The following is an 18,896-nucleotide window of genomic DNA, read 5'->3' on the forward strand; positions in this document are numbered from 1 at the left end:
CAATGGCGTTTCACACCGATGCGGAGCCGGCGGCGGCTCCGGCCGCCGCCGCCCCGGCGCCGGCCGTGTCCCGGCGCTATGCCTGGGTGGTCTTCGCGCTGAGTTTCGGACTGCTCCTCTCCGACTACATGTCGCGACAGGTGCTGAATGCGGTCTTCCCGCTGCTGAAGGCCGAATGGCTGCTGACGGACGCCAGGCTGGGGTCGCTCAGCGGCGTCGTCGCCCTGGCGGTCGGCGTGCTGACCTTCCCGACGTCCCTGCTCGCCGACCGCTGGGGCCGGGTCCGGAGCCTGGTGATCGCCGCGACCATGTGGAGCATGGCGACCCTCGGCTGCGCGGTGGCGGCCGACTACGGCCAGATGTTCGTCGGCCGCCTCTTCGTCGGCATCGGCGAGGCCGCCTACGGCAGTGTCGGCATCGCCGTGGTCCTCAGCGTCTTCCCGATCGGCATGCGGGCCACCCTCTCGGGCGCGTTCATCGCCGGCGGTGCGTTCGGCTCGGTCCTCGGCGTCGCGATCGGTGGCGCCGTCGGCCAACACCTGGGCTGGCGCTGGGCGTTCGGCACCATGGGGATCTTCGGGCTGGTCCTGGCCGCGGTCTTCGCGCTCGTGGTCACCGAGAAGCGGCTCCACCCCGGGCCGCGGTCCGGCCGGGCGGAGCGGGCGGCGGAGGCGCCGCTGCGCGCCCTGCTGCCCGGGCTGTTCTCCTCGGTCTCGGTGGTCGGCGCGTACGTCGGCAGCGGGCTCCAGCTGTTCGTGCCGGGAGCGCTGATCGCCTGGCTGCCCAGCTTCTTCAACCGCTACTACGCGATGCCCACGGCCAGGGCCGGCGGCACGGCGGGGATCTACGCCCTGCTCATCGGCATCGGCATGATCGGCGGCGGCATGGCCTCCGACCGGATCAGCCGGTCCGACCCGGCCCGCAAGTGGCTCGTCGCCGTCGCCTGCAGCCTGGGCTCGATGGTCCTGCTGACGGCCGCGTTCCGGCTGCCGACGGGGGCGCCCCAGCTCCTCCTGCTCGGTGCCGGCGCCTTGCTCTCCGGCGCGACGGCCGGCCCGGCGGCCGCCATGGTCGCCAATCTGACCCCGGGCGCGATCCCGGCGACCGCCTTCGGCACGCTCACCCTGGCCAACAGCCTGCTCGGCCTGGCCCCCGGGCCCGCGGTGACCGGGATGGTCGCGGACCGCACGGGCCTGCTCGGCGCGCTGCAACTCGTCCCCCTGGTCGCGCTCCTGGCCTCGGCCTGCTTCCTGGTCGGCCGCAGCCGCTACCGCACCGATCTGCACCGTCTGAGCGGCACCACCCGGACCCCCCACGAAGCGGAGGCACCCGCATGAGACCCGCCCTCCCTCCCCCGGTCGTGATCGTCCCCGGGCTGCGCGGCCACGTCCCCGACCACTGGCAGACGGTCCTCGCCGACGGGCTCGCCGCCGCCGGACGGGACGTCCGCACCGTACCCCCGCTGACCGGCGACGACGACCGGCTGGACTGCGAGGCCCGGGCGGCCGCCCTGGAGGAGACGGTGTCCCGGGCCCCGGGACCGCCGATCCTGGTCGCCCACAGCGCCGGAGTGATGACCACCGTCCACTGGGCGCTGCGGACCGGCCGCCCCGTCCACGGCGCGCTGCTGGCCACCCCGCCGGACTTCGACACCCCGCTCCCCGAGGGGTACCCCACCCCGGAGGCGCTCCGGCAGAGGGGCTGGGCTCCCACTCCGCTGGCGGCCCTGCCGTTCCCCAGCATCGTCGCGATGAGCGACGACGACCCGCTCGGCCACCCGAAGAGGGTCGCCGCGATGGCGTCCGCCTGGGGCAGCCGCCTGATCGGGCTCGGCGCGGTCGGACACCTCAACCCCGCCTCCGGCTACGGTCCTTGGCCGCAGGCGGCGGAGCTGGTCCGCGAACTCGAGTTCGGCTGACGGCACCGACACCCAGGGCGTGTCCGCCGGTTCCCGCCGAGCGCGGGAACCGGCGGGCACGCCCCCGTTTTCCCACCCGCACCACCGGAAGGCGACGATGAGCACCGATACCGACCTGCTGTGGTCCCCGAACCCGGCCTCGACCGAGAAGTCCGACGTGGCCGGCTTCCTGGACCGGCTGGAACGCACCCGGGGGCTGCGGTTCTCCGACTACGCGGAGCTGTGGCGGTGGAGCACCGGTGACCTGCCCGGTTTCTGGTCGGCGGTGTGGGAGCACTACGGCCTCGACACCGTCTCCGGCTACGAGGAGGTGCTCGGCGACGCGGCCATGCCCGGGGCGGTCTGGTTCCCGGGCGCACGGCTGAACTTCGCGGAGCGCTGCTTCGCCCGTGCCACCGACGAGCGCCCCGCCCTCGTCGGCCTGACCGAGGGCGGGGAGCCCGTGGAGACCTCGTGGCGCGAACTCCGGCGCCAGGTCGCGGCGCTGGCGGCCGGCCTGCGGGAGATGGGCGTGCGACCGGGCGACCGGGTCGCCGGCTACCTGCCGAACACACCGCACGCCGTGGTCGGTCTGCTGGCCTCGGCGGCCGTCGGGGCGGTGTGGACCGTCTGCTCACCGGAGTTCGGCACGGCCGGCGTGCTCTCCCGGCTCCGGCAGGCCGAACCGACCGTCCTGCTGGCCGTGGACGGCTACCGCCACGGCGGCAAGGAATACGACCGGCTCCCGGCCGTCGCCGAGATCACGGCCGGGCTGCCCTCCCTCCGGCACCTGGTCGCGGTCGACCACCTCCGCCCGGCGGATCCCGCGTCCGCGTGGTCACCGCGCGGCGACCTGGTGCAGCACCGGTGGGCGCCGCTGACGGCCGGGGACGCCCCGCTCGACTTCGCCGACGTGCCCTTCGACCACCCGCTGTGGATCCTCTGGTCGTCCGGCACCACCGGCCGGCCCAAAGGCATCGTGCAGGGCCACGGCGGCATCGTCGTCGAACTGCTCAAGGCCCTCGGCCTCGGCTGCGACCTGCGCGCCGACGACCGGTACTTCTTCCACACCTCCACCGGGTGGATGGTGTGGAACTTCATGGTCGGCGGCCTGCTGCACGGCTGCACCCTCGTGCTGTACGACGGCAGCCCCACCCACCCCGACAACGACGGCGTCTGGCGGATCGCCGAACGGACCCGCGCCACCGTGGTCGGCCTGGGCGCGGCGTACCTCGTCGCCGCCGAGAAGGCGGACTCCCGTCCCGCGGGCCGGTACGACCTCTCGGCGCTGCGGACCGTCCTGCAGACCGGATCCACGCTGCCGCCGAGCACCTGGCGATGGGCCCACGACCGTCTCGGGGCGGACGTCCGGCTGCAGTCCATCTGCGGCGGTACCGACATCTGCTCGGTCCTCGCCGGTGCCAGCGTCCTGCTGCCCGTCCGGGTCGGCCGGATCCCGTGCCCCGCGCTCGGTGTCGCGCTCGCCTCCTGGGACCCGTCCGGCCTGCCGCTCACCGGCCGGCAGGGCGAACTGGTGGTGACGGCACCGCTGCCGTCGATGCCGCTGCACTTCGTCGGCGATCCGGACGGCTCGCGCTACCGGGCGAGCTACTTCGACACGTACCCGGGTGTGTGGCGGCACGGCGACTGGGTGACGGTCGACCCCGACCTCACCGTCGTGGTCGCCGGGCGCTCGGACTCGACGCTCAACCGGATGGGCGTGCGGATGGGGTCGGCCGACATCTACGCCGTGGTGGAGCAGCTGCCCGAGGTGGCGGACAGCCTGGTCGTGGGAGCCGAACTGCCGGACGGCGGCTACCACATGCCGCTGTTCGTGGTCCTGGCCGAGGGCGCCGTCCTCGACGACGCGCTGCGCACCCGGATCACCGCGGCGATCCGGCACCACCTCTCCCCCAGGCACGTGCCGGACTCCGTCACCGAAGTGCCCGCGGTGCCGCGCACCCTGACGGGGAAGCGGCTGGAGGTGCCGGTCAAGCGCATCCTCCAGGGCGCGGACGTCGCGGAGGTCAGCGGCGAAGGGGCCGTCACCCACCCGGAGATGCTGACCTGGTTCGCGGACTTCGCGAAGGGCGTCCGGCCGCCACCGGCCCGCTGACACCGAGGGCCTGGGGGCCGGGCAGGTACCGCCCGGGCCCCCGGTCACAGGGTGCCGGTCAGCCGCTGCAGCCCGAGACCGGTGGCCGACACGACGATCCACAGGCAGGCGCCGAGGATCAGCGGGCGGGACCCGGCCCGGCGCAGTCCGCCGAGGTCGGTGGAGAGCCCGATCGCCGACAGCGCCACGGTGATCAGGAAGACCGAGAGCTCGCCGAGGCCGTGCCGGGCCCCGGCGGGTACGAGCCCCGCGGTGTTGGCCGCGGCCACGCCCAGGAAGGCCAGGAGGAACCCCGGCACCAGCGTGCAGATCGGGATGATCATCAGGGTGCGGGTGAGCGAACTCGACCGGCTGGTCGCCGGCGCGGAGGCGCTGCGCACTCGCCGCGACGCCGGGCTCAGGATCGCGGCGAGCATGACCGTCGCCGAGTACCTGCTGCCGGCCTGGCTCGGTGAGCTGCGTCGCCGGCGGCCGGACCTCCAGGTGAGCCTCCAGGTCACCAACAGCGACCACGTCCCCGAACTCGTCCGCACGGGCGCGGCAGGGATCGGCTGCATCGAGGCTCCGCAGCCGCCGGGCGGGCTCTCGGCCCGTAAGGTGGCGGGCGACCGGCTGCTGGTGGTGGTCGCCCCCGGCCATCCCTGGACCAGGCGGCGACGGCCGCTGGACGCCGCCGAACTCGCCGCCGGTCGTCGACCGGACGCTGCCCATGGCCGAAGCCGCCGAGGCCCACCGGCTCATGGAATCCGGCGTGCACGCCGGCAAGATCCTGCTCGTGACCGGCTGAAGGGCACGGCGGGAGGCGCCCGGTCGGGAGCTGCGCCGGAGGCCGCCGACGGTGACCCGGGCCCCGGATCGCCACGCGCGACGCCTGCGCCACGGGTCACCCGTTCGGCCCCTTGTTCAAAGGGCCCGGCACGCGCCCCGCGCAGGCCGTGGAAAGGATGGTCGGGCGGCGGCCCCTCCGGTCGCCCGACACCCTCATGGAGGCCCTCATGGCCACGACCTCCCGCCCGACCGCCCCGGTCCTGGAACCGGCCGCCACCGATCTGGCGAAGGCCACCGACCCGCACCCGCGCATCTACGAACTCGCCCCGGACGAGGGCCGCGACGCACTGGCCGGCCTGCAGACCGGCGCCGGCGTCGACAAGCCCGCCGTCGACGAGGAGTGGCTCGACGTCGACACCGGGCCGTACGGGACGGTCCGCACCCGCATCGTCCGCCCCGCGGGCGCCACCGGCACCCTGCCGGTGATCTTCTACATCCACGGCGCGGGCTGGGCCTTCGGCGACGAGAACACCCACGACCGGCTCGTGCGCGAACTCGCGGTCCGCGCGAACGCCGCCGTGGTCTTCCCCGTCTACACCCGAGCGCCCGAGGCCAAGTACCCGACCCAGATCGAACAGAACTACGCCGTCGGCCAGTGGCTCAAGGACCACGGCCCGGACAAGAACCTCGACCCCGGCACCATGGCGGTCTGCGGCGACTCGGTCGGCGGCAACATGTCGACCGTCTTCGCGATGATGAACGCCGAACGCGGCGGGCTGACCCTCAAGTGCCAGGTGCTGCTCTACCCGGTCACCGACGCCGCCTTCGACACCCCCTCCTACCTGCAGTTCTCCGAGGGCTACTACCTCACCCGCGAGGGCATGCAGTGGTTCTGGGACCAGTACACCACCGACCCCGCCGAACGCGCCGACCCGCACGCCTCACCGCTGCGCGCCTCCGCCCAGCAGCTCCGGGCCATGCCGCCGACCCTGATCATCACGGACGAGGCCGACGTGCTCCGCGACGAGGGCGAGGCCTACGCCGCGAAACTGCGCGCCGCCGGAGTCCAGGTCACCGCCGTCCGCATCCTCGGCATGGTCCACGACTTCATGATGCTCGACAGCCTGCGCGACACCGCCGCCAACAACGTCGCCCTCAAACTCGCCGGCGACACCCTGCGCGACGCCCTGCACGGCTGGTGAGCAGAGGCCGAACCCGACACACGGCCATGGTGCTCCCGCTGGCCGTCTTCTTCGCCCTCCAGCGCCAGTTCGTCGGCGGCATGATGGCCGGCGCCCTCAGATGGCCGAGCGGTACCAACGGCTCGCGCCGAGAACGTGCGGCATCGTCCTCTCCTGCCGCAGACCCCCGTTCGACGAGGAGGTGATGCCGACGGATCCGCGTCATGGGCGTGATCCGACCACGGGCCAGGCCGACCGGCGCCCGTCTCCGACCTGCAGCGGAGCACGGGCGCCGGTGTTCAACCCCGGGGCCGTTCGAGGGGTGACCGCGCAGCCTGCGCGTCGGCGGTGCCACCGAGCTCCAGGAAGCCGGCGTGCCGGAGCACCGAATCGCCGGGATGGGCGACCGGCGCACGGGCCCGACCGCACGGCGGCGCTACGTCCGCCGCCTCATGGTGGCGCAGCAGGACCCGTGCGCGGCGGCCCGGCAAGCCCGGCAGCAGCGGTCGGCCGGAAGATGACGGCACATCAGGACAGCGGTCGCGGACTTCAGGACCACGCGGAGGCGCACGCCCGGGACGTGAGTGCCGTCGTCCTCCCCGTCGCCTTCGGGTTCGAGCGGTTGGTCATGCGCGGTGGCACCGGGTGGAAGGTGCTGGGGCCTGCGCACCCATTGCCTCTCCGGTCGCGTCCGCGCTGATCGTCTTCCTGCTGTTCAAGCTTCGGCTGTCGCCCGCCGTCGGCCGTGCTCTCGACATTGCGATCCTGCTCCTCATGCGCTTCTCCGTCTCCTGGCTGTCGCTGTGGTCGTTGAACGCGGCTCGCAACGGCGCTTGGCGCTTTTCCCGGCGTGTGAGCCGGGACCCACGGTTCGGCCAAGGGCTGTCCCGTCATTGATCTTCGGCCGACGCCGGCAGCTCCAGGCCCTCCGGAAGCGCCGCGCTGTGCACCACGCCCAGCCGCTGCGTGGCGCGGGTCAGCGCGACGTAGAGCTCCGCGCGGCCGAACTCGGCCGGTTCGACCACCAGCACGCTGTCGAACTCCAGGCCCTTGGCCTGCGCCGGCGAGAGCAGGACGACCGGGCGGGTGAGGTCCGGCTCGGGCCCGTGGTCGGCGTGGGGCAGCGCGGCGGACAGAGCGCCGAGCAGACGCGCCGGTGCCACCACGGCCAGTCGCCCGCCCGCGCCGTCCGCCGGGAGCGGCTCCGCCGCGACGCACGCCGCCACTGCGTCGGCCAGCCCGGTCGCCGCCGCGACCCTCCGCGCCCACGGGCGGACACCCGTGGACCGCACCGAGCGCGGCGGTTCGAATCCTGGCTCCACCGCACGGATCACGCCCGCCGCGACGTCCATGATCTCGGCCGGGGTGCGGTAGTTGACGTCCAGCAGCACCCGCTCGAAGCGCTCACCCACGTGCGGGCCCAGCGCGGCGGACCAGTTTCCGCAGCTGCCCGGCTCCGAGCTCTGCGCCGGGTCGCCGACCAGGGTCATCGAGCGGGTCGGGCAGCGTCGCATCAGCAGCCGCCACAGCATCGGGGTCAGCTCCTGCGCCTCGTCGACGATGATGTGGCCGAAGGCCCAGGTCCGGTCTGCCGCCGCGCGCTCCGCGGCGGTACGCCGGTCCGCCTCCTCCTGACGGTCCGCCAGCCGTTCGGCGTCGATGAGGTCGTGGGCTGCCAGCTGCTCGGAGTCCTCGTCGTCGCGGTCGGCGAACTCGTGGCTGCGCGAGCCGTACGAGAGGTCCAGAACGCCCTGGGCGTAGGCGATGGCCTCCTGCCGCTGCGCTTCCTCCGCGGCGAGGCGGGCCGAGTCGTCCTCGCCGACCAGTTCCGCCGCCTCGTCCAGCAGCGGCACGTCCGCCGGGGTCCACGGCCAGGCCGTGAAGGGCCCGCACGGAGCGCGGCGGACGGCCGCGGCGTCGGCGTCCGGCAGGTGGGTGGGCTCCTCCAGGTAGTCGGCGACCAGCTGCTCCGGTGTCAGCAGCGGCCACAGCTCGTCGATCACGGCGTGGACCTGCGCGCTGGCGGCGACGCCCTTGCCGATCAGCGCCCGGTCGTCGGCGCCGAGCAGGTTCGGGCCGCCGTAGGGGTCGGCGCCGATCCGGTCCACCAACTGGGCGGTGAGCCCGTCGATGACCGCGAAGGCGAAGTGCGGCCGGGCCAGGTTGTGCGGCAGCTGCGTGTTGCGGGCGCGTTCGCGGGCGGCCGCGACCAGCTCCCGGTCCAGCAGCAGTTCGCCGTCCTCGTGGTCGATCCGCAGCTCCGGCCAGCCCATGGCTTGCCGGTCGCGGAGGTGGGCCGCGAGGGCGTCCGCCATGGCGGCCCCGCCCTTGACGGTTGCCGCCTCGGGCGTGTCCGTGCCGGTGGCGTGCACGCCGGGGAAGAGCTCACCGGGGGTGGCCAGCAGCACCCCGGTCTCGCCCAGCGAGGGCAGCACCTGGCCGATGTAGCCGAGGAAGGCCGGGTTGGGCCCGACGATCAGCACCGCGCGCCGAGCCAGCAGCTCGCGGTGCGCGTAGAGCAGGTACGCGGCGCGGTGCAGGGCCACCGCCGTCTTCCCGGTGCCGGGACCGCCCTCGACGACCAGCACGCCGCGGTGCGGGGCGCGGATGATCCGGTCCTGTTCGGCCTGGATGGTCTGCACGATGTCGTGCATCCGGCCGGTCCGGGCGGCGTCCAGCGCGGAGAGCAGCACGGCGTCGGCGTCCGCGTCCTCGTGGCCGGTGCGTTCGGCGTCGTCGAGATCGAGGATCTCGTCGTGCAGGGCCGTGACCCGGTTCCTCTCGGTGGTGATGTGCCGCCGCCGGCGGAGGCCCATCGGCTCGTGGCCGGTGGCCAGGTAGAACGGGCGGGCGGCATCGGCGCGCCAGTCGACGACCAGCGGCGTCCGCTCCTCGTCGCCGGCGCGGATCCCGATCCGGCCGATGTGACGGTCGGTCCCGTCCCGGAACGCCAGCCGCCCGAAGCAGAGCCCGTGCTCTCCGGAGGAGTAGACGGCCAGCAGCTCGCTCTGCTCGGCCACCTGCACGTCCCGCTCCAGCCGCAGCTGCGCGGTGGCCGGTGCCTGCGCCAGCGCGGCGCCGACCGCGGCGGCGGCCTGCGCCTCCAGCTCGGCGAGGCGTCCGCGGAGCAGATCGATGAATTCCTGCTCCCGAAGAATTTCGCCGTTTGACAATTCCACTCCCGCTCGCATATACTAACGCCAGAGATTTTTCGAGTGTTCGAATTCGACTCTCATCGAATGAACCCACCGAATCCTCCAATGTACGAGGGAATTGTCCGGGGCGCCAGAGCGTCCCGGTTTTTTTATTTGCTGCGCCTTCGGCTGACCGTCCGCCGGCCGCTCCCGTCCCCTGCTGGTGAAGTGCTCGCCGCCGGGACCGTCCGCCGGCCGCTCCGCGTGTTCCTGCTCCCCACCGGACCGACCGCACCGGTCATCGTCGGCGCACTCCGGTGCGGCAGCGTCGCAGCCGGGTTCCCACGCCACAGGCGCCGTCCGTCACCCGCACCGGAACGCGCCACGAGAACGCATCCCGGAGGTCGGGATCACGGCCGGGATCCGGGCTCCTGGAGATCGACCGACCCGCCCAGTGGGATGCGGGCGTAGTCGGTCCCGTGCTCCTCCAGCAGCCATCCGTCGAAGTTCTCCATCCCGATGTCACTGAGGTTGGCGTCGTGGATGGGGAACGCCCGGGCCGGTCGTACGGCGCGGACGAACTCGATGGCTTCGCGGAGCTTCAGCCATGGACCGGATGCCGGGACGAGCAGGGTGTCGACCGGTTCGACGGGGACGAACAGCGAGTCCCCCGGGTGGTAGACGCCTTCGACGATGAACCCGATGTTGGGGCAGCCGGGCAGGCCGTCGATGATCTCGGCGTGCTCACCGCCGACGGCACGTACGGTGAACCCGGCCGCGGTGAAGGTCTCTCCCGCCGCGACGGCGGTCGCGCCGTCGCCGAGGGCTGCGGCCAGGGCGGCATGGGTGTGGACGGTCAGCTCGGGGGTGCTCGCACGCGCTGCGGCGAGCTTGCCGACGTCGAGGTGATCCGCGTGCTCGTGGGTGATGAGCACGGCGGTGGCGCCGGACAGGGCTTCCATCTCGGAAAGGGTGCCCGGGTCGATCACGAGCACCCGATCGCCGTCCTCGAGGCGCACACAGGCATGGCCGTACTTCGTCAGACGCATCCGATCAACCTACCGTCACGTGTCGCACCGCATCGGCGACATGGGCCGGGCCACCGTCTCGCGGCCGGTCCACGGCACTCACGGGATCGACGGTGACCGCTCCTGTCCCCGCCGACGTTCGCCCGACAGGACCAGGACGTGCAGCTCGGGGACGGGTTGGAACGTCGCCGCACACGCCCTGCGGGGAGCAACCTGCCGACGGGTCGAGCCGATCCGGGCGACGGTCGAGGGGCGAGGATCTTCTTCGGGTGCAACCCAACGGCAGGACGAGGCGTGTAGATCAACCGACACCACTGCCTTGGGGGGACCCACCATGCCTGAATCCGCTGCCACGCCACCGGCATCAGCCACCGCTGCCGACCACCGGAAACCGGACACCGCGCCGACGAGCACACCCCCGGTCGCGGAACGGACCAACGGACCGGCGGAGTCGGCCGACCCGGCGGGGCCCGAGGCCGTGGCCGACCGGGGCACGGGGAAGGCCTCCGAGGTGGCCGACCGGCCCGCGGCAACCGACACGGCCGCCGGGGCCGACGACACCGCCGACGACACCGCCGATGGCACGGCGTGTCCGGCCGCGGCGGGCGAGACGGTTCGGCTGCGCATCGAGGCCGTGGACGGTCCGGATGCCGGGGCCGGGGCCGGGGCCCATGTCTCGGCGGACGAGCCCGCGGGCGGGAAGCCCACGACCGCGCCGGGCGCGAACGCCCGACTGCCCGTCGATGCCGCGGCCACCCCCGCACCCGAGACGGCGGCGGAGCCGACCGACGGCACGGACGCCGACGGGCCGGCGGGCCCGAGGACGACCGCCGCCGCCGGCGCCACCGTCCGGACCCGTGTCGACCCGGGCACGGACGGGACGAGCCGGCCCACTGCCGAAGCCCGGGCCGAGCCCGACGTCGACGTGCCCGCCGCCGGCTCCCTCGTCGCCGCCTCCCGGCGACCGGGCGAGGCTCCGGGCGCTCCCGCCGCCGCAGCGCCCCCGCCCGTGGCACCGCAGATCACCGCACCCGCGCCCGCAGCCGCGCCTGCGCCCGACGGCGAACCGCCGGTCGACCCGAAGGGCCCGCGGCGTCGGACCGCCGGGACGGCGGCGCTGGTGAGTGCGGGTGTCGCCCTGCTGCTGGGAGGAGGCGCCGTCCTCCAGCTGGTGCGGCCGCTGCCCGCGCCGAAGGCGATGCTGACGCTGGCGGAGTCGGTCCGGTTCCCCGGTGGGGAGATGGCCGTGGACTGGCCCGTCCAGGGGCAGTCCGCCGCCGCGGTGGTCGGAGTTGGTTCACTCGGTACGTCCGGTGAGCAGACGCCGGTGCCGATCGCATCGGTGACCAAGGTGATGAACGCCGACCTCGTCCTGAAGGCGCACCCGCTGAAGCCCGGCGAGAGCGGACCGATGATCACTGTCGACCGGGCGGGCACCCAGTACGCGGGCGACGAGTCCCACGTCCAGTTGGTGGAGGGTCAGAAGATCAGCCAGCGTCAGGCGCTGGAGATGCTGATGCTGCCGTCGGCGAACAACGTCGCCCGGTTGCTGGCCCGTTGGGATGCGGGCTCGGAGGAGGCGTTCATCGCCAAGATGAACGCCGAGGCAGCGCGGCTGGGCATGGCGGACACCACCTACGCGGACCCGGCGGGCTACGACAACGACACCCGGAGCACCGCCGCCGACCAGCTCAAGCTGGCCGAGGAGGTGATGAAGGACGAAACCTTCCGGGAGATCGTCGCCGAACCGAGCACCCGGTTCAACGGTGAGCTCGTCACCAACACGAACCACCTGGTGGCCTCGGAAGCGGGGACGGTGATCGGGGTCAAGACGGGTTCGTCCTCGGCCGCCCAGTCCGCGCTGATGTGGGCGGCGGTCAAGGACGTCGCCGGGACCCGGCGAACCATCATCGGTGTCACCCTCCGGCAACCGTTCGTGAAGAACCTCAAGGACGCCCTGGCGGCGCAGCCGCCGAGCCTGAAGGCCATTCAGTCGATCCGTAGGGGTCTCACCGAGCAGACCGTCGTCTCCAAGGGGCAGGTCGTCGGGCGTGTCGACGACGGGCTGGGCACCACTGTGCCGGTCGTCGCCGACCGGGACGTCACGGTCGCCGGCTGGTCCGGGCTCACCGCGACGATCGCCCTGGAGTCGTCCGGGATCCCCCGCAGCGGCGGGGCCGGGACCCGGGTCGGCACCCTGGCCGTGGTCACCGGGGCCACCCGGGTCGAGGTGCCCGTCTCGCTCCAGCACGGGCTCACCGCACCGTCGCTCGCCACCCGCCTCCTGCGCAGACCGTGACGGCCGGGGCAACGCTCACCGGACACCGGCATGTTTCGGGAGTCGCCTGCCCTCCGATCCGGTGAGGCACGACGGAGGGCCGGGTCGTTGCCCGGCCGCAGCGGCGGGCCGGACCATGCCGACGCGCCTCGCCGGACGACCTCCGCCGGACAGGGCCTCCCGGGGCGCGTCCGGCCGCGTCTGCCCGAGTCTGCGCAGCGGGGTTGCGTACGGTCGACGGTGTCGCCGCCGAACCTGGCGGGCGAGCGAGCCGTCCGAACCGCGTCGAAGGAGACCGAGCGCCGTGCAACGCAAGTGGTGGACGCTGATCGCCGTCTCGGTCGCGACGTTCATGCTGCTGCTCGACATCACCGTGGTCAACGTCGCTCTGCCGTCCATCCGCAAGGACCTGGGCGCGAGCTTCACCGACCTGCAGTGGGTGTTCGACGCCTACGCCCTCTCGCTGGCCGCCCTGGTGCTGACAGCGGGTTCACTGGCCGACCGGCTCGGGCGGCGCCGGATCTTCGCCGCAGGGCTGGTGACGTTCTCGGGCGCCTCGCTGCTCTGTGCCCTCGCGCCGAACCCGGTCTTCCTCAACGTCTCCCGCGCGGTGCAGGGGGTCGGCGGCGCGGCGATGTTCGCCGTCTCGCTCGCCCTGGTCGCACAGGAGTTCCCGCCCGGTCGTGAGCGCGGCACCGCGATGGGCATCTACGGGGCGACGATCGGCGTGGCCGTCGCGGTCGGCCCGCTGATCGGCGGGGCCCTCACGGACTCGCTCGGCTGGGAGTGGATCTTCTACCTCAACGTGCCGATCGGTGCGGCGGCCCTGGTCGTCACCTACGTGAAACTGGCCGAGAGCCGCGACCCCAACGCCACCCGGATCGACTGGGCAGGGGTCGCGGCCTTCAGCAGCGGACTGTTCCTGCTCGTCCTGGCGCTGGTACGGGGCAACGCCGAGGGCTGGAGCAGTGCGTTGATCGTGACGCTGTTCGCCGGCGCGGCCGTGCTGCTCGTCGTCTTCGTGGTGATCGAACGCCGCGTCCCGGAGCCGATGCTGCCACTCGGGCTGTTCCGCCGGCACGCGTTCACCGGAGTGCAGTTGGCCGCGTTCGCGGTCTCCAGCTCGCTGTTCGCCCTCTTCCTCTATCTGACGCTGTACCTGCAGAACTACCTCGGCCTCTCACCGTTCGCCGCGGGTGTGCGATACCTGCCGATCACCGCGCTCAGCTTCGTCGTGGCGCCGCTGGCCGGCATCATGCTCTCCCGGGTGCCGGCCCGGCTGATGCTCTGCGCCGGCCTCGTCGCGGTCGGCGCGGGCATGCTTCTGATGGGCGACATCCAGCCCGACGACACCTGGACCGGCCTGCTCGCCGGCTTCCTCGTCGGCGGCGCGGGTGTCGGTCTGATCAACCCGGTGATCGCCGACGTCGCGGTCAGCGTGGTGCCCAAGGAGAACAGCGGCATGGCGGCCGGCATCAACGACACCTTCCGGCAGGTCGGCATTGCCGTCGGCATCGCGGTCTGGGGGGCCATCTTCGTCGGCCGGGGCTCCCAGGAGGTCCGCGAGCTGACCGCGGGCACGCCGCTCGCCGAGGGGGCCCGGCCGCGCGAACTGATCGAGGCAGCGTCGTCCGGCAGCCTGCCGCAGGCGCTCGCCGCCGTCCCCGAACCGGCCCGGGCGGCAGCGTCGGCCGCGGCCCGGGCCGGATTCCTCGACGGCCTCAATCTCGTGCTGCTGCTCGGCGGCCTGGTCAGCCTGGCCGGCGCAGCCCTCGCGCTCTGGCTGGTCCGGGAGGACGAGATCGACCGTCAGGAGCCACAGACCCCCTGACCGGGGGTCCGCGTCACCGCTTGACGGCGACTCCCGCATAGGCCGGAGCCGCCTCCTGCCAGCCCCGGTGCAGTTCTCCCTGCGGCCGCCACAGCGGCAGCTGAACCAGTCCGGGATCGACCAGTTCGAAGTCCCCGAAGAACTTCTCCACCTCGGCCCGCGCCCGCAGGACCAGCGGCGAACTGGCGCCGCTGTAGATCCGGGTGGTCTCCGCGGCGGTCTGCGGTGCCATCAGGTCCTGCGTGCCGTGCGAGAGGATCAGCAGGCTTCCCGGCGCCAGTGCGTCCCGCAGCAGGGCCACCGCCTCGGCGGCGCCCTCCTCGTCGCGGACGAAGTGCAGCACCGCCACCAGCATCAGGGCGACCGGCCGGGAGAGGTCGAGCGCCTGCTGCAGACCCGGATCGGCGAGTATGGCGGCCGGGTCGCGCAGATCGGCGTGGAGAACGGTGGTGTGCCCGGCCGGGTGGTGGGCCAGCAGGGCACGGGCGTGGCTGAGGACGATCGGGTCGTTGTCGACATAGACCACGCGGGCGTCCGGAGCGAACCGGTGGGCGACCTCGCTGGTGCTGCCCATCGCGGGGATCCCGGTGCCGATGTCCAGGAACTGCCGAACACCGGAGCCGACCGCGAACTCCACCGCACGGCCGAGGAACTCGCGGTTGATCCGCGCCCCGAGCCGGGCATCGGGCATGAGCGCGATGATCTTCTCGGCAGCCTCCCGGTCGGCCGCGAAGTGGTCCTTGCCGCCCAGGTAGTAGTCGTACATCCGCGCGGGGTGGGGGATCCCGGTGTTCAGCTCCGCCGGAGGCTGCCACTCCCCTGCCGCGATCGAGACCGTCCCCCCGGGCATCATCCCGTCCTGCATCAGCTCTCTCCCCCGGTATGTGACGTTTCGTCATGTCATCCTAACCATCCCCGGAGGCGCCAGTGGCATGCCCTCGACCGCACCGTCGGTCCCGCCGCACGGACCTGCGGTCGCGCCGCCCCGGCCCGCGGGCCGGCGTCGGATCCGTTCCGTCCCGGCTGTTCGAACGTGCCCCGGCCGGGACTACGCTGTGCGGCATGCGGGACGACGCCGATGACAGACAGCGCAATCGCATCCGACGTCAGGTGCGGTTCGCCGCCGGAATCGAGCCGGACGAGCCGGGAGCGCCGGGAGGTGGCAGTCTGTTCAGCGAGTCGATCCTGGTCTTCAACGAGAAGCCGAAGCTCGTCGAGCTGACCGCCGAGTACACGGTGTTCGACCGCGACGGCACGGAGGTCGGGACGGCCGTCGAATCCGGCCACCACGTGCTGGACAAGGTCGCGCGTCTGCTGTCCCCCGCCCTCGCGAGCGAGCTCCGTCGCAGGGTCGAAGTCCGCGACGCCGACGGCGCCCTCGTACTCGTGCTGGAGAAGGCCGCCCACTTCCTCCGGCCCGAGGTGTCCGTCAGCCGCCCCGACGGGACCCCGGTCGGACGGATCGCCCTCCGGGGCAGGGGCCTGCGACCGGTGTTCGACATCCACACCACCGAGCACAGGATCGGCTCGGTGCGGGACAGCAGCCTGCGCGGCGACGAGATCTCCGTCCTGGACCTGACCGGAACGGAGATCGCCCACATCACGAAGACCTGGGAGGGCGTGGCCCGGGTGACCTTCACCCGGGCCGACCACTACGTCCTGCGCATCCTGCGGCCGCTCACCGATCCGCTGCGCACCATGGTCGTCGCGACCGCCCTCTGCGTCGACCTGGCACTGAAGACCGACACCCGCACCCTCTGATCCCCTCCCCGTCCCCGGCCGCCCGGGGTGCCGGACACGGTGCTCCGGCCGAACGCCCGCATACCGCGTCTGGGCGCCACCGGCACCCTCCCCGAACCGTGCCGCGGTGCCCTCAGCGGTGTTCGGGGTTCTCGAAGTCGAAGCGGCAGCCGGCGTCCCACTCTGAGCGCTGGTTGCCGTGGGCCGGGATGCCGCCGGCGTCCTTGAGCATCCGGGCGAGGTGCATCAGGTTCCAGGTCATGAAGGTGGTGTTGCGGTTGGTGAAGTCGTTCTCCGGCCCGCCGGAGCCCTCGTCCAGGTAGGACGGGCCCGGGCCGGCCGGGCCGACCCAGCCGGCGTCGGCCTGCGGCGGGATCACGTAGCCGAGGTGCTGCAGGCTGTAGAGGACGTTCATCGCGCAGTGCTTGGCGCCGTCCTCGTTGCCGGTGATCAGGCAGCCGCCGACCCGCCCGTAGTACGCGTACTGCCCCCGGTCGTTCAGCAGCGACGAGCACGCGTACAGCCGCTCGATGACCTTCTTCATGACCGAGGAGTTGTCGCCGAGCCACACCGGGCCGCACAGCACCAGGATGTCGGCAGACATCACCTGGGAGTAGAGCACCGGCCACTGGTCGGTCTCCCAGCCGTGCTCGGTCATGTCGGGCCAGACGCCCGTGGCGATGTCGTGGTCGACGGCGCGCAGCAGGTCGGTGGTCACGCCCTGCCGCTCCATGATCCCGCGGCTGATGTCGATCAGGCCCTGGGTGTGGCTGCGCTCCGGGGAACGCTTGAGGGTGCAGTTCACGAAGAGGGCCCGCAGGTCCTCGTAGTGGGCGACGCCGTCGGGGTTGGTCATGGCGGCCAGCACAGCACACGGACGGCGACCGGCCGAGCACCCTGCGCCGTCCGGGTGGCGGGGGCGCGTCGCATGGGCCGAGCGCCGGCCGGCCCGGGAACACATCCGGTCCGCGCGCGGTTGTGCGCTGTGGCGTACCGTGTGCGCCGCTGTTCCGAAGCCGTACGTCAGAACGCCCCGAAGGGACCCTCCGTTGAGCCTGTACGACATCCCCCTGCGCACCCTCGCCGGCGAGCCGGCCTCGCTCGCCGACTACAAGGGCAAGGCGCTGCTGCTGGTCAACGTCGCCTCGAAGTGCGGCCTCACCCCGCAGTACGCCGGGCTTGAGCGGCTGCAGCAGCGCTATGCCGACCGCGGCTTCACGGTGCTCGGCTTCCCGTGCAACCAGTTCCTCGGGCAGGAGCCGGGCAGCGCCGAGGAGATCCAGACCTTCTGCTCGACCACCTACGGGGTGTCCTTCCCGCTGTTCGAGAAGATCGACGTGAACGGCGACGAGCGCCACCCGCTGTTCGCCCGGCTGACCGAGGTCGCGGACGCCGAGGGCACCGCCGGCGACGTGCAGTGGAACTTCGAGAAGTTCCTGCTGTCCGCGGACGGCACGGTGGTCGGCCGGTTCCGTCCGCGCACCGAGCCCGAGGCGGACGAGCTGGTGGCCGCGATCGAGGCGCAGCTGCCGGCCTGACCCACGGCCTCGTCCCGGACGCCCGGCCGCTCGCACCCCCGAGGGGAGCGCCCGGGCGTCCGCGTTCTCCGACCGCGGCGCGGCCGGGGAAGGCTCAGCAGCCGTTGAGCACGGAGGTGAGCGCGGACTTCTCGGCGCTGTCGACGGACAGGCCGTAGTAGTACTTCACCTGCACCCAGGCGCGGACGTAGGTGCAGCGGTAGGAGGCCTGCGGCAGCCAGGTCGACGGGTCCTGGTCGCCCTTGGAGCGGTTGGAGCTCGCGGAGACGGCGATCAGCTGCGGGCGGGTGAGGTCGTTGGCGAGGTTCTGGCGCTGGGCGGTCGTCCAGGCCCAGGCGCCGGAGCGCCACGCCTCGGCGAGCGGCACCAGGTGGTCGATGTCGAAGCTGGACGCGCTGGTGGTCACCACGTTGTCGTAGGCGGAGGTCCAGGTGCCGCCGGTGGCGGCGCAGGCGGAGTCGGTGGTGACGCCGACACCGTCTCTCTTCAGCACGGTCTCACGGGTGTTGCAGGTGCCGGAGATGGTGATCCAGTGCGGGAAGAGGGTGCGGTCGTAGGTGGACTCGTGGGACTCGGCGGCGACCGTGAGGCTCGCCAGGTAGGTCTTCGCGGTGCTGGTGGAGACGGGGGTGGGCAGTGCGGCCTCGGCGGTGCCGGCGCTGGTCATCAGCGCGGTGGCGGCGAGGACGGCGGCGCCGAGCGCGGCGGCGGTGCGGCGCAGCGGACGTATCGAGCGCATGCGTGACTCCAGGGATGGGGGAAGCGCGAAGAGCACCCGGACGGACTGGTTCCGGGCGCTCAACAAGCTTGCTGCTCCCAGGGTTTACGCGAGTAGACCGGGGAGGTTAATTCTTCGCGGCGGGCGTGCACACCACACGTGCACGCCACCGCCACGCTCCTGACGAACAGTCAGCTGCCGTCTGCCGGAAAGCCGATCAGGCGTCGCCGTCCCCCTCCTCGGCGGGCAGCAGCTTGGCCAGCGCGTCCGCGCCCCGATAGCCCTCCTTCACCCCCTCGACGATGATCACGTCGGCGGTGGAGTGCTCGGTGCGCAGGGCGAGGATCTCCCGGTAGACGGGCGACTCGTACCAGCCGTACGCCCGCTCGACGTCCGGGAAGGCGATGACGATGGTGTCGCCGGACCACTCCCCCTCCAGCACCCGGTAGGCGCCGCCGTGGACGACGAAGCGGCCGCCGTAGGGCTCCAGGGTGTCGTCGATCCGACGCAGGTACTCGACGATGTCCGGGCCGAAGTCGACGTCGCGCAGTCGGGCGATGGCATAGGCGGTCATGAGTGGTCCCCCTCCGGTGCGGTCTCGGGCCTGCCGGGCGGCTCCCGATGGACTCCACGGTAGGCGGCGGGAGTTGGCGCCGCATCGGTCGGC

15 protein-coding genes and 2 pseudogenes are annotated in these 18,896 nt (G+C 72.8%); 10 read left to right on the top strand and 7 right to left on the bottom strand.

The features are described 5' to 3' along the window. The first annotated feature begins 2 nt into the window (after positions 1-2). The 3 genes from KSNIM_RS04125 (at position 3) to KSNIM_RS04135 (ending at position 4,013) form a co-directional block, all read left to right on the top strand. Positions 3-1,337 (top strand): MFS transporter, encoded by a 1,335-nt coding sequence (locus tag KSNIM_RS04125; RefSeq protein ID WP_263101834.1) that lies wholly within the window; start codon positions 3-5, stop codon positions 1,335-1,337. Further along, positions 1,334-1,918: an RBBP9/YdeN family alpha/beta hydrolase gene (locus tag KSNIM_RS04130; protein ID WP_263101835.1), complete on the top strand. Its 585-nt coding sequence runs from the start codon at positions 1,334-1,336 to the stop codon at positions 1,916-1,918. The genes KSNIM_RS04125 and KSNIM_RS04130 overlap by 4 nt, the downstream gene beginning before the upstream one ends. A gap of 97 nt (positions 1,919-2,015) precedes the next feature. After that, entirely contained in the window at positions 2,016-4,013 is a 1,998-nt protein-coding gene (locus KSNIM_RS04135) for an acetoacetate--CoA ligase (RefSeq protein WP_263101836.1), read from the top strand. Between the two features lie 44 nt (positions 4,014-4,057). Here KSNIM_RS04135 and KSNIM_RS04140 read toward each other — a convergent pair whose 3' ends face one another. Continuing rightward, positions 4,058-4,429 (bottom strand): putative sulfate exporter family transporter, encoded by a 372-nt coding sequence (locus KSNIM_RS04140; protein ID WP_317633989.1) that lies wholly within the window; start codon positions 4,427-4,429, stop codon positions 4,058-4,060. Here KSNIM_RS04140 and KSNIM_RS39365 point away from each other — a divergent pair. The 3 genes and pseudogenes from KSNIM_RS39365 to KSNIM_RS04150 form a co-directional block, all read left to right on the top strand. Further along, positions 4,428-4,637 (top strand): annotated as a pseudogene (locus tag KSNIM_RS39365) (LysR substrate-binding domain-containing protein); the annotation flags it as partial. The gene KSNIM_RS04140 and the pseudogene KSNIM_RS39365 overlap by 2 nt on opposite strands. Before the next feature lie 61 nt (positions 4,638-4,698). Then, positions 4,699-4,800: pseudogene (locus KSNIM_RS39370) on the top strand (zinc-binding dehydrogenase); the annotation flags it as partial. 208 nt (positions 4,801-5,008) lie between these two features. Then, positions 5,009-5,983, top strand: coding sequence for an alpha/beta hydrolase (locus KSNIM_RS04150; RefSeq protein ID WP_263101838.1), 975 nt, complete (start codon positions 5,009-5,011; stop codon positions 5,981-5,983). 869 nt (positions 5,984-6,852) lie between these two features. On the opposite strand, the gene KSNIM_RS04155 is transcribed toward KSNIM_RS04150, so the two are convergent. Then, complete coding sequence (locus KSNIM_RS04155) at positions 6,853-9,153, bottom strand: HelD family protein (protein WP_263101840.1); 2,301 nt, start codon at positions 9,151-9,153, stop codon at positions 6,853-6,855. Positions 9,154-9,506: 353 nt separating this feature from the next. Further along, positions 9,507-10,145, bottom strand: coding sequence for an MBL fold metallo-hydrolase (locus KSNIM_RS04160; RefSeq protein WP_263101841.1), 639 nt, complete (start codon positions 10,143-10,145; stop codon positions 9,507-9,509). A 490-nt stretch (positions 10,146-10,635) separates the two neighbouring features. Here KSNIM_RS04160 and KSNIM_RS04165 point away from each other — a divergent pair, with 490 nt between their 5' ends. Next, on the top strand, positions 10,636-12,423 hold the full coding sequence (locus KSNIM_RS04165) for a D-alanyl-D-alanine carboxypeptidase (protein ID WP_263101842.1): 1,788 nt from the start codon (positions 10,636-10,638) through the stop codon (positions 12,421-12,423). Positions 12,424-12,706: 283 nt separating this feature from the next. After that, positions 12,707-14,233 (top strand): MFS transporter, encoded by a 1,527-nt coding sequence (locus tag KSNIM_RS04170; RefSeq protein WP_263101843.1) that lies wholly within the window; start codon positions 12,707-12,709, stop codon positions 14,231-14,233. A gap of 13 nt (positions 14,234-14,246) precedes the next feature. On the opposite strand, the gene KSNIM_RS04175 is transcribed toward KSNIM_RS04170, so the two are convergent. Beyond that, complete coding sequence (locus KSNIM_RS04175; RefSeq protein WP_263101844.1) at positions 14,247-15,098, bottom strand: SAM-dependent methyltransferase; 852 nt, start codon at positions 15,096-15,098, stop codon at positions 14,247-14,249. A 197-nt stretch (positions 15,099-15,295) separates the two neighbouring features. On the opposite strand from KSNIM_RS04175, the gene KSNIM_RS04180 reads away from it, so the two are divergent. Further along, complete coding sequence (locus KSNIM_RS04180; protein ID WP_263101845.1) at positions 15,296-15,994, top strand: phospholipid scramblase family protein; 699 nt, start codon at positions 15,296-15,298, stop codon at positions 15,992-15,994. A gap of 112 nt (positions 15,995-16,106) precedes the next feature. Here KSNIM_RS04180 and KSNIM_RS04185 read toward each other — a convergent pair whose 3' ends face one another. Further along, a complete protein-coding gene (locus tag KSNIM_RS04185; RefSeq protein ID WP_263101846.1) occupies positions 16,107-16,829 on the bottom strand; it encodes a flavodoxin family protein in 723 nt (240 codons plus the stop codon). A 193-nt stretch (positions 16,830-17,022) separates the two neighbouring features. Between KSNIM_RS04185 and KSNIM_RS04190 the strand changes: the two genes are divergently transcribed. Then, on the top strand, positions 17,023-17,511 hold the full coding sequence (locus tag KSNIM_RS04190) for a glutathione peroxidase (protein WP_263101847.1): 489 nt from the start codon (positions 17,023-17,025) through the stop codon (positions 17,509-17,511). Between the two features lie 94 nt (positions 17,512-17,605). Here KSNIM_RS04190 and KSNIM_RS04195 read toward each other — a convergent pair whose 3' ends face one another. Both KSNIM_RS04195 and KSNIM_RS04200 read right to left on the bottom strand, forming a co-directional pair. Continuing rightward, positions 17,606-18,250 carry an HNH endonuclease family protein gene (locus KSNIM_RS04195; protein ID WP_263101848.1) on the bottom strand — a complete coding sequence of 215 codons (645 nt, stop codon included), beginning with the start codon at positions 18,248-18,250 and terminating at the stop codon, positions 17,606-17,608. 196 nt (positions 18,251-18,446) lie between these two features. Then, positions 18,447-18,803, bottom strand: a complete 357-nt coding sequence (locus KSNIM_RS04200) for a DUF1330 domain-containing protein (protein WP_263101849.1) — start codon at positions 18,801-18,803, stop codon at positions 18,447-18,449. Positions 18,804-18,896 lie beyond the last annotated feature (93 nt).

Origin of the sequence: Kitasatospora sp. DSM 101779, assembly GCF_025655475.1 — a bacterium.
Classification (GTDB): Bacteria; Actinomycetota; Actinomycetes; order Streptomycetales; family Streptomycetaceae; genus Kitasatospora.